Origin of the sequence: Bradyrhizobium sp. LHD-71 (assembly GCF_031157255.1) — a bacterium.
Classification (GTDB): Bacteria; Pseudomonadota; Alphaproteobacteria; order Rhizobiales; family Xanthobacteraceae; genus P52-10.
Map to the genome: position 1 here is coordinate 131230 of NZ_JAVIFX010000016.1, position 17428 is coordinate 148657.

The 17428-nt window shown below is 60.1% G+C and carries 7 protein-coding genes and 4 pseudogenes; 8 read left to right on the forward strand and 3 right to left on the reverse strand.

The window, feature by feature from the left end; genetic code table 11:
* Positions 1-19 precede the first annotated feature (19 nt).
* Entirely contained in the window at positions 20-1000 is a 981-nt protein-coding gene (locus RCO31_RS18945) for a tripartite tricarboxylate transporter substrate binding protein (RefSeq protein WP_308970000.1), read from the forward strand.
* A 41-nt stretch (positions 1001-1041) separates the two neighbouring features.
* Here the strand turns inward: RCO31_RS18945 and RCO31_RS18950 are convergent, their stop codons facing one another.
* Entirely contained in the window at positions 1042-2055 is a 1014-nt protein-coding gene (locus tag RCO31_RS18950; protein ID WP_308970001.1) for a LysR family transcriptional regulator, read from the reverse strand.
* Between the two features lie 22 nt (positions 2056-2077).
* On the opposite strand from RCO31_RS18950, the gene RCO31_RS18955 reads away from it, so the two are divergent.
* From RCO31_RS18955 to RCO31_RS18965, 3 genes and pseudogenes are all read left to right on the forward strand, one after another.
* Positions 2078-3058, forward strand: a complete 981-nt coding sequence (locus RCO31_RS18955; protein WP_308970002.1) for a tripartite tricarboxylate transporter substrate binding protein — start codon at positions 2078-2080, stop codon at positions 3056-3058.
* Positions 3059-3073: 15 nt separating this feature from the next.
* Positions 3074-4246 (forward strand): NADH:flavin oxidoreductase/NADH oxidase, encoded by a 1173-nt coding sequence (locus RCO31_RS18960; RefSeq protein WP_308970003.1) that lies wholly within the window; start codon positions 3074-3076, stop codon positions 4244-4246.
* Between the two features lie 121 nt (positions 4247-4367).
* Positions 4368-4499: pseudogene (locus RCO31_RS18965) on the forward strand (CoA transferase); the annotation flags it as partial.
* Positions 4500-4745: 246 nt separating this feature from the next.
* Here the strand turns inward: RCO31_RS18965 and RCO31_RS18970 are convergent.
* The gene (locus tag RCO31_RS18970; protein WP_308970004.1) at positions 4746-5804 is read right to left on the reverse strand and encodes a hypothetical protein; all 1059 of its coding nucleotides are present in this window, start codon (positions 5802-5804) and stop codon (positions 4746-4748) included.
* 731 nt (positions 5805-6535) lie between these two features.
* On the opposite strand from RCO31_RS18970, the gene RCO31_RS18975 reads away from it, so the two are divergent.
* Both RCO31_RS18975 and RCO31_RS18980 read left to right on the forward strand, forming a co-directional pair.
* Positions 6536-9901: a chemotaxis protein CheB gene (locus RCO31_RS18975; protein ID WP_308970005.1), complete on the forward strand. Its 3366-nt coding sequence runs from the start codon at positions 6536-6538 to the stop codon at positions 9899-9901.
* Positions 9902-10028: 127 nt separating this feature from the next.
* Entirely contained in the window at positions 10029-14393 is a 4365-nt protein-coding gene (locus RCO31_RS18980) for a PAS domain S-box protein (RefSeq protein WP_308970006.1), read from the forward strand.
* Positions 14394-14632: 239 nt separating this feature from the next.
* On the opposite strand, the pseudogene RCO31_RS18985 reads toward RCO31_RS18980, so the two are convergent.
* Positions 14633-15736 (reverse strand): annotated as a pseudogene (locus RCO31_RS18985) (IS3 family transposase).
* A 986-nt stretch (positions 15737-16722) separates the two neighbouring features.
* On the opposite strand from RCO31_RS18985, the pseudogene RCO31_RS18990 reads away from it, so the two are divergent.
* Positions 16723-16935, forward strand: a pseudogene (locus RCO31_RS18990) (type II toxin-antitoxin system RelE/ParE family toxin); the annotation flags it as partial.
* A gap of 242 nt (positions 16936-17177) precedes the next feature.
* A pseudogene (locus tag RCO31_RS18995) lies at positions 17178-17393 on the forward strand (alpha/beta fold hydrolase); the annotation flags it as partial.
* Positions 17394-17428: the final 35 nt, after the last annotated feature.

Here is a 17428-nt window from a genome sequence, read left to right on the forward strand (position 1 = left end):
GCTAGCCAGGGAGGAGACGATGCATCCTTTCCGACCCATCGCGCAATGGCTTGTGACGTTAAGCTGCTCGCTTGCGATGACTGTGAATGTGGCATTGGCACAGACGCTGGGCCGCACGATCACAATCGTCGTTCCTTTCACGCCGGGCAGCAACACGGTCGACATCATCGCGCGGATCATTGGCGAGGAGATGAAGCAGCGTCTCGGCCAGCCGGTCATCATCGATAACAAGCCCGGGGCGAGTGGCAACATTGGTGCGCAGGCGGTGGCGACGGCGGCGCCGGACGGCCACACGCTATTGATGTCGGGGTCGCCGCTCACCCAGAACGCCGGGCTCTTCAAGGATCTTCCCTACGATCCATTGAAGAGCTTTTCGCCGATCATTTACACATCCGACGTTAATATTGCGCTTGTCGTCCATCCGTCGATCCCTGTGACGTCGGCGCGGACGTTTGTGGAATATCTGAAGGATCATCCGGGCCAGTTCAACTACAGCTCGCCGGGACACGGTACACCGCACCATCTGTCGATGGAGCTGTTCAAGCTCGCAACAGAAACGAGCATGCAGCACGTGCCGGCTCGAGGTTCGGCGCCGGCGGTTCAGGATCTAGTTGGCGGGCACGTCAGCGCCATGTTTCTGCCCATCTCGGTGGCGGCGCCTCTGGCAGAATCCAAGCAGATCAAGCTGCTCGCCGTCGCGAGCCCGTCGCGCCTGAAGGTTGCGCCGGATGTGCCGACACTTGCCGAGCAGGGCATCAAGGGTGTCGAGGTCGTCATCTGGTACGGCATGCTGGGACCGGCGGGAATGCCATCTCAGGTGGTCGAGCGCTACAACGGGCTGATAAATGAAATTCTGCGTTCGCCTGAGGTCGCAGAGAAATTCGCAAAGCAGGGTATCGACACGGTCGGGGGAACGGCCGGCCAATTCAACCAATTCATTGCCGAGGACCTAAAGAAATGGCTGAAGATCGTCGAGGACGCAGGCATTGCGGCAAAGTAGTGAGTGGCGGTGCCCCTGATCTTCGAAGGTCCGACTGTGCCTCAGCGATGATATCCGCGATCGAGAGTGCGAGCACCGAGAAGCTTCGGAATGTCGAGCTTGCGAAGGAGGGCGTGCGTTTCGAGGCCCAGCTTTGTCATGGGCAGTCTAGCGGCAGTCGCGAGCGATACCGTGTTGAGTAGCTTGGGTGAGCGAATATCGGTCACGGTAAAGCTCTTCGCAAATCTTGTCTCAGCGAGCATTCCTTTCGGAACAATACTGAAGCCGATCTGTCGTTCGACCAGTTCGAGGATCGCATGCATCGTGTTCACTTCGACGACGACGTTCAAATTAGTCGTGGTCCGCTGTCGCGCCGTTTCGATGGCGGCCCGCACAGAGTTCGGCATTGGCGGCAGGATCAGTGGAAACTCTGACAGCGTGTTGAATCTGATCCGCGCCGGGATCTTCGGTGATTTCGGCTGCGCCGGACCGATCAGCACAAGCTCTTCCTCGCAGATGCCTTCGAGGCTGAGCTGATTGTCGATGGTTGCGTTGAAGAGCAGCGCGACCTCGATGCGGCCGAGCTTCAGGTCCTCGATAAGGATTGGGCTTAGCCCTTCAGCGATAACGATCGATGCCTGCGGAAACCGATGTCTGAACGCGTCAACCAGAGGACCGGTCAGCATTCGCGCAATCCTGGGCGGAAGGCCTACCACGATCCGACCCGTCAGGCTGTTGCTGGGGCCGGCGAGTGCCGACTTCGCCCGGCTGATTCCCTCAAGGATCGCCAGTGCGTGTGGAAAGAAGACCGCGCCTGCGGGAGTCAGATTTACGCCGCGGCCGGTCCGCGCAAACAACTTGGTCTGCAGACTTTCTTCGAGCAGCCGCATCTGTCGGCTCAAGGATGGCTGAGAAATGTCGAGCGCGGCTTCAGCGCGACTGAAGCTTCCAAGCTCGGCGATGCGCACAAAATGCCTGAGCTGATCGAAGTCCATTATGATATCCATATTTTCTATATCAGATAGCACAGTCCTACTATGGATCGAATATCTCCTCTTTGCTACGTCGACGCACAATCGACAAGCGCGGGAGGTTGCGATGGGCGTTGCTGCCAGGGTTTGGGCGGTGTTGTGGAGCGTGGCGGGCCTGATCGCTCTGCCGACGCCGCTCGCCGCCCTCGATTATCCGACGCGGCCAATACAGGTGATTGTACCGCTGGCCGCCGGCGGTCCCGGTGACATCCTGATGCGCGTTGTTGCCGAGAGGATGGGGGAGCTTCTCCGCCAGCGCGTCGTCATCGACAATCGTCCGGGAGCCGGCTCAAACGTCGGCTTTGGCGCAGCCGCCCGGGCGCCTGCCGACGGGTACACGCTTCTGCTCGGACTGGCGCCGCTGTCGATCAATCCGAGCCTCTTCAGATCGGTCCCATACGACCCGATCAAGGATTTCGTGCCGATCACCCGGATCGCGACGTTTCCGCTGGTCATCACCGCAAATCCTTCAATTCCGGCAAACAACCTGAAGGAATTCATCGCCTATGTCCGAGCCAGACCGGGAGAGCTGAACTATGGATCATCCGGGCTCGGGTCGACGCCTCATCTCGCGGGCGTGCTGATGGACAAGGTAGCCGGAACCAAGATGGTTCATGTGCCTTACGGTGGTGTGCCGGCGGCGATGACCGATCTCATCACTAATCGAATCCAGGTGATGTTTGCGGGCCCGCCGATCGCGCTTCCGTTCTTGAAGGAAGGCAAGATCAAAGCATTTGCGGTCGCGAGCGAAGTGCCTTCGGCGACCGTGCCCGGCGTGCCGACCGCATCGTCGTCGGGATTTCCGGGTTTCGAGATTGCGACTTGGTATGGGTTGCTCGCGCCAGCTGGCACGCCGAACGAGATCATAACCAAACTGCATGGCGTTCTGGGTCAAGTCCTCAGCGATCCGGCAATCAAGCAAAAGCTGCTGCAACTCGGCGCCGACGTGGCGTTTGACAAGCAGCCGAGCGTCTTCGCCGACTACATCAAGCGCGACATTCCCTACTGGCAGGAACTCGTGAAGAGCTCCGGCGCCAGAATCGACTGACCGATGGTAACTCCGATGTCCTCACCGCTGCTGTTTACACCGATCAAGCTGAGGGAGCTGACCGCACGCAATCGCGTCGTGATAGCGCCGATGCTGCAATACTCGGGCCGCGACGGTTTGCCAACCGACTGGCACCTGCTTCACCTCGGCAAGTTCGCGCTGGGCGGCGCCGGGATCGTCTTTTCGGAGGCGATCGCGATCGAGGAAAGAGGCCGCATCACCTATGGCGACCTTGGGCTCTATCGCGATGACCAGGTCGCACCGCTGCGGCGGATTACGGATCTCATCAAACAGCACGGTGCGATACCAGCGGTTCAGCTTGCTCACGCGGGACGCAAAGCCGGCACGCAACGTCCGTGGGACGGTCATGGTCCGCTCTCGGCCGCTGATCTCGTTCGCGGAGAGCCTCCTTGGCAGCCCGTCGGTGCGAGCGCGATTGCCGCGAGCCCGGCCCGAACCGTTCCAAGCGAGATGTCCGTTTACGATATTGCAGAGGTGCTTGATGCATGGCGCGCCGCGGCACTTCGGGCGCTCGACGCCGGCTTTCAGATCGCAGAGCTTCACGGCGCTCACGGCTATCTCCTGCACACCTTCCTGTCTCCCGAGAGTAATCGTCGGACCGACAGGTATGGAGGTTCGTTCGAGGCGCGCGCGCGCCTTCCGCTGGAGGCGGCGGAGATCGTCCGCAGCGTCTGGCCGAAGGAGTGGCCGGTGTTCTATCGAATCTCGGCGGTCGACGAGGGAGGCTGGCGGGTCGAGGACAGTGTGCGCTTCGCCCGCGCGCTGCATGAGCGCGGTATCGACGTGGTCGACTGCTCATCCGGATCGCTCCATGATTCGTCGACCGCGAACGTCCGCCTCAAGCGCGGTTTCGGTTTTCAGGTGCCGTTTGCGGCCGAGATCAGACAAGCGGCGAAGATCAAGACCATGGCTGTCGGCCTGATCGTCGAGCCGGAACAGGCGGAGAGCATCCTGCAGGACGGTCATGCGGATATGGTCGCGATCGGGCGGGAAGCGCTCTACAATCCCAACTGGCCGCTTCACGCACAGGTCGAGCTGTCGGCACAGGGCGAATACGAGGCCTGGCCCGTTCAGCACGGCTGGTGGCTCACGCGACGTGAGCGCATCTTTCAAAGGATCATGGAAGAGGAGGGCGGCGTTTATCGAGAGCGCCCTGTTCGGCGCTGACACTTGACTCGCTGGCGGGCAAAGGCAACCTCAGATCCTTCAAAAAACAAGAATAGAAGGCTCGCAAGTGACCCACGAAACAAACAAGGCAGGCCCTTTCGGCGATGAGCTCGACAATGCGCTGCCACTCGCCGGCATCCGCGTCCTCGACATCTCGTCGTTCATCGCTGCACCGGCCGCTGCGGCGGCACTCGGCGACTGGGGTGCCGACGTCATCAAGATAGAGCCGCCTGGCGCGGGCGACCCGCACCGCATCAGTTACACCGGCGCAGGATATCCCAAGTCGCAATTGGCAGAAGACTCAGCCTCGCAGGATGTGCCTTTCCGTCACCACCGACGCATCAATGGCACAGCCCTTCACTCGGAGGGGGCTTGATGGTGATCGACGGGCATTGTGTGGCCAACTAATCACTGGCTCACCTCGCAGTGAGAGACGCACCAACGGTCCTGGCACGAAACTGACGCGGCGCCAGGTTTTCGGCATGTCCACTGATGAGGCCTAAACGGACTCTGTGTGGTAATTTTCAACGGTCGCCAATGACCGGTGACGCCGCCTTGAAACCAAGGACATGAAGATCACTCCGCCAACAACGACAACAACGATGAGGGCAGCTACGATTTGGCCAAAAGGTAGGTAGTAGGAATTCTCGGCAACGATTGACGGCTGCTCGACCGGCGCGACCGGATTCGCGGCGAGTACCGACCGTGGGTCTTCGGCTTGCGAAACCGGCATGCGATCGTCGACCGTGGCTGTGCGATCAGAAGAGTACGCAATGGACTGATCGGGCCAGCGCGAGGCAAGCGCCCAATTGCGCGTATTCGTGCCGTCAGCCGCGCCCTGCGATGTTTCGGGCTTGGACTGTGTAGGTGTCTCGGGCAGGGGCTGTGGCATGGGTACCGCCGGTTGCCTAGCCTGCGGCTGCTCAGTCAGTTCCGCATGCGCGTTCGCGACTGGAGGCTGCTGCATGGTTGTTCCGCGATCGTCGGGAGGTGCTGAGGCCGCTGCTTTCGGTCGCGCGGGCTCTACAATTTTCGCACCTGCGTCGGCTAGATACCAGCACTTGCGCTGAGTTGTGCGGTTCGTTTGATAGTACCAATGCTTGCCTGCAGGCGCCGGGCCCTTCGGCTTGGTGAGACATTCGTCGGCGGGTGGCGCAGCGCTGCCCGAGGTCGCAGTCAGCACCGCACTTGCGAGCATCGCCAACATGAGTTGAAATGTTCGGTTCGCCATGCAGCCCACCCGTAACCACGCGCTCCCAAGTCTCGTTTCTTCTGCGAGAGTGGGGCGAGAGTGAGACGCAATTTTCGACTGAGCGCGGCCTAATTGCGGCTTGTCCTCAGGTTCCACGGCGGCGGAGAGGAACGCGCCCGGAGTCATTGAATGCGATGTGCCGCGTCGCGCCATGTTGGTGAGTTGTGTGGGCAGCGCATCAGGACTGCCGGCGAGTGCTTTCAGTATGCTGATCGGCGCTAACCGGTTCATCTTCTGAATCGGTTCAGCGATCACGTCGATGAGCTTCAACTCCGCCAAGGTAGGTGGAATTGGATGCATCTGCACGACGCGTATCGGGAAGGCAAGACGGGCGTCGCCTCGCCGAATGCGCGACATGTAACCATATACAATTGAGCGGAACCCATCACGTCCGACGCGTCGCCGGCCGCCGCCTGAAGCCCTCAGCCTCGATGCCGGAGGTCTCTGCTCTGGCCTCGTCCTCGCCGATCGCTGCGACATCGCCGACGTGAAAACAGCACTGCTTGAGGGCAACGGAGAAATCAGCTTCATCAAGCGCGATGCACCAGACAAAGCAAAGGGCAAGCGTCGCGGCAAGAAGCAATCTAGCCGCTGGCGCTTATTGTGGCTTGGGTTCACCGGCGCCCGATGTCGAAGGGCTCTTAATTCTCGAAGACGGCGTTGCGTCGCTGGCGGCCACATGCCAGATGGCAAAGTGCGGATAACATGCCGAATCGCTCGGATGGACAGTACGGCCGCCAGATCGATGACCCGCCAAAATGCGATGTACGCACGCTCGCCAACCCGCTCGTTGCCGGGGATTTTGGACTGCGTCTACGTCGGCGCTCTTTGGCGCACGCGCGACGGCCATTCCACTACGATCGCCTAGCCTCGGGCGCTCCGCGTCGCTGCTGGCTGCGGTAGCCGGCATCGCGAGATTCTGACTCCCTGGAGGGGGAAAATGTGCAAATAATGGGCTTTAGCCAGCATGCTGGCGCACTGGGGGCGGATCGCCCCCAGCGGCGATCAACGCTGGGGCGGTTCCGTCGGCGAGTGAGATGAGTTCGAAAAAAAACACCGATACGCCAAGGCCAATTAGAAAAACGAGGGAAGCAAAGTCCGCTCCGCCCGCCAAGCGCGCCACGAGATCCGGTACTTTCGACCGGCCGGCGAACGAACAGAAAGCACCGCTGATCGTCGGCATTGGTGCCTCCGCCGGTGGCCTAGAGGCCTTCACGACATTGCTTCGACACTTGCCGACCGACACCGGCATGGCGTTTGTGTTGGTGCAGCACCTCGATCCGGTCCGGGAAAGCGCGTTGACCGAGCTTCTGTCGAGGACCACCTCTCTGCCGGTTAGCGAAGTGACGAACGACCTGCCGGTTGAGCCTGACCACGTCTATGTCATTCCGCCCGGCAGCAGCCTGTCCATTGCGGATCGTGTCTTGCGACTTCATCCGCGCCACCCAAGCACCATAGGACATCGATCGATCGATGCCTTCCTTGAATCGCTGGCGCAGGACCAGCGAGAGCGCGCGATCGGCGTAATCCTGTCCGGCACTGCGAGCGATGGCACGTTAGGATTGGAGGCGATCAAGGCCGAGGGCGGGATCACGTTCGCACAGGATGACTCGGCGCACTACGATTCGATGCCACGCAGCGCGATTGCGGCGGGGTGCGTGGATTTCGTTCTCAATCCGGAAAGCATTGCGAAAGAGCTCGACCGGATTTCGAAGCATCCGTTCGCCTTTGGGGAAGGTGAATTTCACGCTTCTCCGGAAGACGACCGAGCGTCCGCGACGGCGCATGAGGACGACGAAACCCCACTGCCGTCGGGCGGCGAGGGAACGCCGCGCACGGGAGCGAGCCAAGCGCGAGCCGAAGGCGAGACAGCGCGCGAAAAGCCAGGGGACAACGGTTACAAGAAGATTCTTCTCCTTCTCCGCAACCATTGCGGGGTAGACTTCTCCCTCTACAAATCCACCACCATCCGGCGGCGTATTGTCCGGCGCATGGTGTTGAACAAGCACGATACGTTGGCAGACTACGCCCAGTTTCTGCGAGGCAACACCAAGGAACTCGACGCTCTTTACTCCGACGCGCTCATCAGCGTGACGAGTTTTTTCCGCAACGCCGAGGCCTTCGACGTTCTCAAGCGCGAGGTCTTTCCCAAGCTCTTTCAGCAGGCTCGCCGCGAACCGCTGAGGGTCTGGGTGCTTGGCTGCTCCACCGGCCAGGAAGCATACTCAATCGCCATGTCGTTCGTGGAAGTCGCGGACGAAGCTCCTCGCATGCAAAAACTCCAGGTGTTCGCCACGGATCTCAACGAGGCACTGCTGGACAAGGCCCGCCACGGTCTCTACGCGAAGACCCTCGCGCAGGATGTGTCGCCGGAACGGCTGCAACGGTTTTTTGTCGAGGAAGAAGGCGGCTACCGGGTCAGCAAGCAGTTGCGTGAGATGGTGGTTTTCGCCCGGCAGAACCTCATCAGCGATCCTCCGTTCTCGCGCATGGACCTCGTGAGCTGCCGCAACCTGCTGATCTATCTTGAGCCGAGCCTGCAGAAGAAGCTGCTCCCGACGTTTCACTACGCGCTGAAGCCGGAGGGCTTCTTGTTCCTAGGCGCCTCGGAGTCGATCAGTGGTTTCGCCGACTTGTTTGAGCCGGTTGACAGAAAGCACAAGATTTTCACCAAGAGAGCAGCGCCAACCCCGGCGTTTCATCTGCCGCTTCGAAAAGAGCCCGCCGAACGAGCATTGCTGGCGCGGCCTCAGCAAGCCGGGATTCCTCGTCCGAGAGAGCGGGTTCCGGGACAACCAGACGATTTCCACGCCGAACTCAATTCCCAGCGCGAGGCGGATCGGGTCACGGTCAATAAATATGCCCCTCCGGGCGTGTTGGTGAATGCGGAGCTGCAAGTCCTCCAATTCCGTGGACCAACCAGCGCCTTTCTTGAACCGCCCACTGGCAAGGCAAGTTTCGACGTTTTGAAGATGGCACGACAAGGTTTGATGCTGCCGCTGCGCGCCGTCATCAATCAGGCGAAAAAAGACAACAAGACCGCGCGCAGAGAGAATATCCGGGTCAATCAGAACGGCGCGACACGGACGGTCAATGTCGAAGTCGTTCCGCTCAAGAATTTGCGCGAGCGCAGTTTCTTGATTCTGTTCGAGGATGTGGGAAAAACCTCGCGTACTGCGGGTAGGCCTTCCGGGAAACGGCCGAGCGGCGATGTGAAGCCACAGCGCGTCGCCAGCAAGAAGGAAGAGGCCAACCGTATCGCCGAGTTGGAGCGCGAGCTTTCCGAAATGAGCGACTACGTGCAATCGCTACAGGAACAGCACGAAGCGACGAATGAGGAACTGCAAGCGTCCAACGAGGAAATCCAATCCGCCAATGAGGAGTTGCAGAGCATCAATGAAGAGCTGGAGACATCCAAGGAAGAGCTGGAGTCGGCCAACGAAGAACTGACCACCGTCAACGAGGAGATGGCCAATCGTAACATCGAACTCGGCCGGCTGAACGGCGACCTGGTTAATCTCCAGACGTCGACCAATCTCCCTATACTTTTGCTGGCTCGCGACCTGACCATTCGCCGCTTCAGCGTGCGGGCCGAAAAACAATTCAATCTCCTTGCCACCGACATCGGACGGCCCATCGGCGGAATCCGCCACAATCTCGATGTCGCCGATCTGGACGGGCTTGTGAGAAATGTCATCACCAGCATCCGCGAGGACGAGCGCGAGGTGCGTGACAAGGACGGACACTGGTATTCGCTGCGCGTGCGCCCTTACCTGACGCTCGACAACAAAGTGGACGGCGCGGTGCTTGTCCTGGTGGACGTTGATGAACTGAAGCGGGTCGAGCGCGCCGCAGCAGAAGCGCGCGAATACGCGGAGGCGGTCATTCGCACCGCGCGCGATCCACTCGTCATTCTGCATGGAGACTTGCGCGTCCTCAGTGCCAACGAGGCGTTCTACAAGACCTTCAAAGTGTCGCCAGCGGAGTCGGAAAGTTCCTTGGTCTACGAGTTGGGCAATCGCCAATGGGACATCCCCCGATTGCGTCATTTGCTAGAAGAAATCCTTCCCCGCAACAGCTTCTTCAATGATTTCGAGGTCACGCACGAATTCGAGCGGATTGGACGCCGCACCATGCTGTTGAATGCACGGACGTTGCTCCAAGGAGACGAGAAAACTAAACTCATTCTTCTGGGCATCCAGGATGTCACCGAAATGCTCCAGTTTCAGTCGGAGCTTCGTGTGCATGCGGACGAGTTGGCCCGCTTCAATCGCGCCGCCGTCGGGCGCGAAACACGCATGATCGAGCTGAAAAAGGAGATCAACGAGCTCTGTGAGCGACAAGGTGAGCCGGCCCGCTACCCCCTCCAATTCGAGCAGGAGGGAGGCGACGCCAATGGCTAAGGCTCGCACTGCGAAACAACAGCGAACATCGGCGACCGGTGCACGACGTCGGCCAAGAGCGCAGACAGATGAGCCGCAGGCCAGCAAGACGCCTGCCCCGCGCGATTTTCTTGTCGGCGGTGGCGAGATGGCGGGCCTGATCCGCCAAACGGACTGGTCCAAGACGCCGCTTGGACCTCTGGATGGCTGGCCCCAGAGTTTGCGCTCCGCAATCAGCATCTGCCTCGGCTCGCGCTTTCCCATCGTGATCTACTGGGGCCCCGAGTTCGTCGTGCTTTACAACGACGCCTACGCCCAGATCCTGGCTAGTAAGCATCCGCAGGCGCTCGGGCAACGTTGCCGTGAGGTCTGGGCGGAAATCTGGGACGTCATCGGCCCCATGCTCCACGGCGTCGTCGCAAACAGTGAGGCGACGTGGTCGGACAACCAACTCCTCGTTCTACAGCGACACGGCTTTCCAGAAGAGTGCTACTTTTCTTTTTCGTTCAGCCCCATCCGCTCCGAAGACGACAGCATCGGAGGCGTCTTTACGGCGGTGATCGAACATACCCAGCGGATTGTAGGAGAACGGCGGGTCGTCGCGTTAAGAGACCTCGGTGCGAGGGGGATAGAGGCAAAGACCGCAGAGGAAGCGTGCGCCATCGCAGCCGGGACCCTTTCCGTGCATGGGAAAGATGTTCCTTTTGCACTGCTGTATCTGCTCGATAGTGACGGGAAACTGGCGCGGCTGACCGGCTCCGCTGGCGTCGTGGCAGACGATCTCGCGAACCCGTCGGCTATCGAGCTCAGTGCGGGGGCAGCCGACCAGGGACCCTGGCCGCTCGCGGAGGTGGCGCACACCGGCGCCATGCAGGTCATCGAGAACCTTGCCGGCCCGTTCGGAGCGGCAGTTCCAGCGGGGCCATGGCCCGATCCGCCGTGCCAGGCGGTTGCGGTGCCGATCCGATCGAACATCCCAGGCCAGCTCGCCGGAATTTTGGTGGCGGGGGTCAGCGCGCGGCTGAAGCTGGATGAACTCTATCGCAGCTTTTATGAGCTGGTGGCTAGCCAGATCGCAACTTCAGTCGCGAATGCTCGCGCATACGAAGCCGAGCGCCAGCGGGCTGAGGCGCTGGCCGAGATCGACCGGGCCAAGACCGTGTTCTTCTCCAACGTCAGTCACGAGTTCCGCACGCCGCTGACCTTGATGCTCGGCCCGCTGGAGGACGCTCTCGCAGGTTCGGATTTGCCGGCCGCTGAGCGTGAGTGGGTCGATGTCGCGCACCGCAACTCGCTGCGCCTTCTCAAGCTTGTCAACTCGTTGCTCGACTTTTCCCGGATCGAGTCAGGCCGGGCGCAGGCGACTTACGAAGCCGTCGATCTTGCCGTGCTGACAGCCGACCTTGCCAGCAATTTCCGCTCAGTCTGCGAACGCGCAGGTCTGAAGCTTGTCGTGGATTGTCCTCCTCTTCCCGGACCCGTCCATGTCGATCGTGACATGTGGGAGAAGATCGTTCTCAACCTCATGTCCAATGCTTTCAAATTCACCTTCGAAGGAGAGATCGCGGTCAGTGTGCATGAGGTCGATGGGCAGGCTGAGCTGTCGATCCGCGACACCGGCGTCGGCATACCGGAAGACGAATTGCCGAATCTGTTCGAACGGTTCCATCGAATCGAAGGGCAGAAGAGCCGAACGCACGAGGGCAGCGGAATCGGGCTCGCGTTGGTGCAGGAGCTCGTGAAACTTCACGGCGGCACAGTCCGCGCCGACAGCGGAGCGGACCATTCCACCAGTTTCACGATAAGCATTCCGTTCGGGACAGCGCATCTGCCGCAAGATCGGATCGGAACCGGAGGGCGCCTTACATCAACCTCCGTCGGCGCGGACGCCTATGTCGAAGAGGCGCTGCGCTGGCTTCCAGACGAAGTGGTGCCCTTGATCGAGGCACCGAGCGCGATGGTCGAGCCCGGCAACTTGCCACCGCTGCGAGATGGCGTGCGCATTCTCCTTGCCGACGACAATGCCGATATGCGAGCCTATGTGCGCCGGCTGCTCGCTGGCAATTGCGACGTGCAGGCGGTCGCGGATGGTGAAGCAGCCCTACAAGCCCTTCGCGAGCGTCGCGCCGACCTTGTGCTCGCCGACGTGATGATGCCGCATCTCGATGGCTTTGGACTGGTGCGTGCGATCCGCGCCGACCCGGCGCTGCGCGATCTTCCGGTGATCATGCTTTCGGCGCGCGCCGGCGAGGAGAGCCGGGTGGAAGGCCTCGAGGCCGGCGCGGACGATTATCTCATCAAGCCGTTCTCGGCGCGCGAGCTGATCGCTCGGGTGAGCAGCAATCTGGAATTGGCGCGTATTCGACGCGAAGCGGATGCGAGCTTGAGGGAAGAAGCGCGCACGCTTGCGGTATTGAACCGTGTCGGGTCAGTCATCGCGGCCGAACTTGATCTTGAGAAGTCCGTACAAGCCGTCACCGACGCTGCGACCGAATTGACCGGTGCCGCGTTCGGCGCGTTTTTCTACAACGTGACTGACGAGCGCGGCGAGAGCTACATGCTTTATGCGCTCGCGGGCGCACCGCGAGAGGCGTTCGCCGAGTTTCCGTTGCCCCGGAATTCTGCACTGTTCAGCCCCACGTTCAGGGGTGAAGGGGCCGTGCGTTTAGACGATGTTGTGAAGGACGCTCGTTACGGCCAGAACGAGCCGCACTATGGCATGCCCGAAGGTCATCTTCCCGTCCGAAGCTATCTCGCAGCGCCCGTGATCTCCCGGTCGGGCGACGTCCTTGGTGGACTATTCTTTGGTCATCCCGAGCCGGGTGTTTTTACGGGGCGTTCAGAAGGCCTCTTATTGGGAATTGCGGCTCAAGCAGCGATCGCAATCGACAACGGTCGTCTCTATCAGAACGCGCAAGGCGAGATTACCGAGCGTAAGCGCGCCGAACAGGCTTTGCGCGAAAGCGAAGAGCGTCTGCATCACGTCAACACCGAACTTGGCCAGCGCGTGGCCGAACTGCAGGCGGCCAATGCGGAGGTTCAAGATGCACGCCGCGCCGCACTCAATCTGATGGAAGATGCGGTCCAGTCTCGCCAAGCCCTGGAAAAGCTCAATGCGAATTTGCGGGAGAGCGAGCGTCGTTTCCGCGAGATGATCGACGCGATCCCCGCGGCGGTTTACACGACCGACGCAGAGGGTCGTATCACGCACTTCAATCCCGCTGCAGTCGAATTCTCCGGGCGTACTCCGCAACTGGGTACGGACCAATGGTGCGTGAGCTGGAAGCTCTATCACGCAGATGGCACGCCGATGCCGCATGACGAATGTCCCATGGCCATCGCACTGAAGGAAGGCCGCATCGTTCGCGGCGCCGAAGCCGTCATCGAGCGACCGGACGGCGAGCGGCGTTGGTTTACACCCTACCCGACGCCCTTGCGCGATGCGGACGGCCGGGTTGTTGGCGGCATCAATATGCTCGTGGACATCACCGAGCGCAAAGCGGCAGAAGAGACCCGCGCCAGGATGGCAGCCATTGTTGAATCATCAGAGGACGCTATCATCAGCAAGTCGCTGGAGGGCGTTATTGCAACGTGGAACAACGGCGCGGAGCATCTGTTCGGCTACACGGCGGAGGAAGCCGTCGGTCAGCCCATTACGATGCTCATTCCCGCCGATCGGTTGCACGAAGAACCTGAAATTCTGGCGCGGCTCAAGCGGGGTGAATACATCGACCATTTCGAAACCGTCCGCGTCCGGAAGGACGGTTCGCCGATGGACGTTTCGCTGACCGTCTCCCCCATAAGGGATGAGAAGGGCACCATCATCGGCGCCTCGAAAATCGCTCGTGACATCACAGAGCGAAAGGCGTCCGAGCAGCGTCAACGCGTCCTTTCGGATGAACTCGCGCACCGCGGTAAGAATCTGCTGTCCGTTGTTCAATCCATGGTGTCGCGCAGCCTTTCTGGAAAGACGTCAATCGACCACGCACGCGAGACACTCAGCAATCGCATACATGCGCTGGCACGCAGCCAATCAGTGTTGGTGAATGGCGGTTTCGAAGGCGCTCGGATCGCCGAGATCATCCGTCTCGAATTCGAAGCCTTCTCGGAGCGGGTCGACGTTTCCGGACCCGATCTGATGCTCAATCCCCGCCTGACCCAGACCTTCTTCCTGCTGGTGCACGAACTTGCCACCAATGCCAGCAAATATGGCGCGCTGTCGGGGCCTCATGGTCGGATCGCAATCAATTGGTCGATCGAGGGCGCAGGTGCTGGAGCTCGTTTCCGGTTTCAGTGGCGAGAACGCGGTGGACCACCAGTCGTCCCTCCTACTCGCCAGGGCTTCGGTAGCGTGCTGATCGAAAGAGTTGTCGCCCACGAACTAAGAGCTCAACCAAAGGTGGAATTCGCTCCAGAAGGCTTGCTCTACCAGATCGATGCGCTGCTGTCCGCCATTGTGGGCGAGCAATTGCTGAGCCAGGCAGACGAACTACCGGGGGGCACGGTGCATTGAGCGCGGATTCAACCTGTGCCTAGCAACGATTCGTCGGGAGTGGCGTTGCGTTCAATTGGCCATTCCGAAACTTGACCTCCTGACAGCATGGGACGCGGCATGACATTCATCGGAGACGCCGCGTCCTTGTGCTGGAATGACCTGCCACTGAACTTTCATCCAGCAGCGGTTAGAGTCTCAGGGTTTTTGCACTGAGGCCGAACTTTGGACCGCCGGCGGGTAGAGTTTTCCGGCTCTGTCTATGATGGCGGGCTGGCTGCGCCATCGTGAATCAGCAACATGATCGGCGTCTTCTGGCCGATCGCCCCATGCGGGCGTTCTTCATTGTAGTACTTGCGCCAATCCTCCAACTTTTTCTGGGCATCCGCAAGACTCAGGAACCAGTGGGCGTTCAAACATTCCGCTCGGAAGCGGCCGTTAAAGGCTTCGATGAAGGTGTTGTCCGTGGGCTTACCTGGTCGCGAGAAGTCGAGCGTGACGCCGCGCTGATAAGCCCACAGGTCCAGGTCGCGTGAGACGAACTCAGTGCCTTGATCGACCCGGATTGTTGCCGGGAATCCCCTTTCCGGCCGGCCCTTTCCAGCACCTCCACAACATCGGCACCGCGGAACGTGAAGCGTGGCTCCAGCGCAGGGGAGTAGCGTGAGAACGTATCGACGACGGTGAGCACGCGGAGCTTGCGACCGGTCGCCAGTTGGTCGTGCACGACGTCCATGGCCCAAGTCTCGTTCGATCGTGTCGCCGGCTTGCGATCGTCACGCAGTTTAGCCGTGACGCGCCGCTTGGGCGTCTTGTTGCGCAATTGCAGCCCTAATTCGCGGTAGATGCGGCGTGTCTTGTTCTGCCCGTGGCGGCATCCCTCACGCCGCAGCAGCACGTGAATCCGCCGGATAGCCATAACGAACACGAGTCTGGCAAATCTCTTTGATCCGCTGTTCGAGGACGGCCTGCCCGGGGGGACGGGACTTGTAGTGATAGGTGGGTGTGTCGACCTCGAATACACGACATGCCCTTCGGATCGACACGTCCCACTCACCACGCATCTCGTCAAGCAGCTTGCGCTGCCGGACAGGCCTCAAAGCTTTCGGCGAATAGCGTCCTGCAACATCTCTTTGTCGAGCGACAGATCTGCGACGATCCGCTTCAGCTTGGCGTTCTCGTCCTCGAGCTGCTTCAACCGGCGCATCTCGGTCGGCAGCAACCCGTCGTACCTTCTTCTCCCAATTGAAGTAGGTCGCCTGGCTAATACCGGCCTTGCGGCAAACGTTCGCCACCGGCATTCCATCGGTGGTCTGTTTCAAAATGAACGCCATCCGAGCGTCCGAAAATCTCGATGCCTTTATCGCTCTCCGCTCCTCCCAGCCCGGGGAATCGGCGTGGAAAACTCTAGTCAAAAACGGTCCAGTTTTGTGGGCTCAGAGCACTTTAGCGGCGCGGCTTGATCGAAGCATTAAGAGCCCGGTAACCATCGTCCATAAGGTTTGTTCAACCTTACCTAAAATATAGATTTGCGATTGGCGCTTAATCAGTTCATCTTGAGGAGCTAATCGAGCATGTGGAACTTCTTGGCGGTGTCCCGAAAAGGTGCCGTTTTTTTTTGTCAGCGTGGCTGCAACGTTGACCTTGCTGCGGCTATGACCCAGGCGAGTGACGCTTTGGCGGCGGATGCATCGATCGTCGCGAGTTACTAAGGCGAAGTCGTTATCTGCCTTGCGGTCGCGGACTGCTGCTCTGCGAATCTATCAGCGCACGACGCTTATGGCGACAGATTCATCTATGGCCGGGCAAGAGCCTGGATCAGCGACAGCATGGTCGCATCCCAACCAGGTGCCATTGCCAGCCGCAATCTATGCAGCGGCATCGCAGCTGATGTACCTCGTGGCGGTGACGCAACCCTAGCGGACGCGTCACACTCACTTTGAGGTCTTCCGGTCTTGGCCCATCGGCGATATCGAACAAGCCCAGTTGGTTCCCACGTCTCTTTGTCGTTCAAACGAAAACATGATTGAGTCATCGTTAGGGGACCGCACGCCATAACATTTCAAGCATGCCATCGTCATCTTATCGCTGAGTGTCGGCACGCCCGTGGCGGCAGGGCCGATGGAGTTCGCGGAACCCTGTGATGGTGCGATGCGGGTTGACGGACCAGCTCATGGATCTCAGCTGAGGGTGAAATCACAGCTGAGACTCCCCCACTTCCTAAGCAGGTAAGGCTGATTGGGAGCGCGAGCGCTCCAATGCCGACACAGGGCTTGGCATTCGTAGGCGAGGACATGGCTTGCTGACCCATAGAGTGGTACATAGGTTCTTGGCTGACTGGAGCCTTGGGATAATCGTTGGCTTTCGGGATGAGTGGCTACGTGCCTTCTTCGTGGATGATGTCCGCTCGCGGTACATCCCGCCCGATCTCGAGGCCCGGTTGTTCCGCAAACTTCAGATGATCGACGATGCGACGACCGATCAGGACTTGCGCGTGCCGCCCAGCAATCAGTTCGAGAAGCTACGCGGCAATCTGGCAGGATTCCATTCGATCCGCGTCAATTAACGCGTAAAATTGGGGTATTCTTGATTTCGACTGATCGCGCGATCCTGTCGGGATGTCCCGAGCGCGCACAGAACCTAGTAGAGACCGTCGCGACTATCCGCATCTCGGCATCCCGCCCGATGATCTTTACATCCCGTTGGAGCCGTGGCCCCGCATCGGCCGGCCGCCCAAGCACGACCTTGAGACATGGACAGTTACCGACGATTGGTCGGCGCGCGTGCCCGTCACTGAGATCGAAGGCACTGTATCCGTTATTTCAGGAGTGCTTCTGCACGCATAAGCCGTCGCTTTTGGCGGTATGGGGCAAATACGACCCGTTCTTCGTGCCGTCAGGCGCCGAGGCATTCAAGCGCGACAATCCTCGTGCGGTTGTTCGCTTTTTCGACACTGGCCACTTCGCCCTGGAAACGCATGCCCACAAAATTGTGGAAAGCATTCGCGATTTCCTGAAGTGATCGTCTCGCAACATTGACGGGCAGAGGAGGCCAGC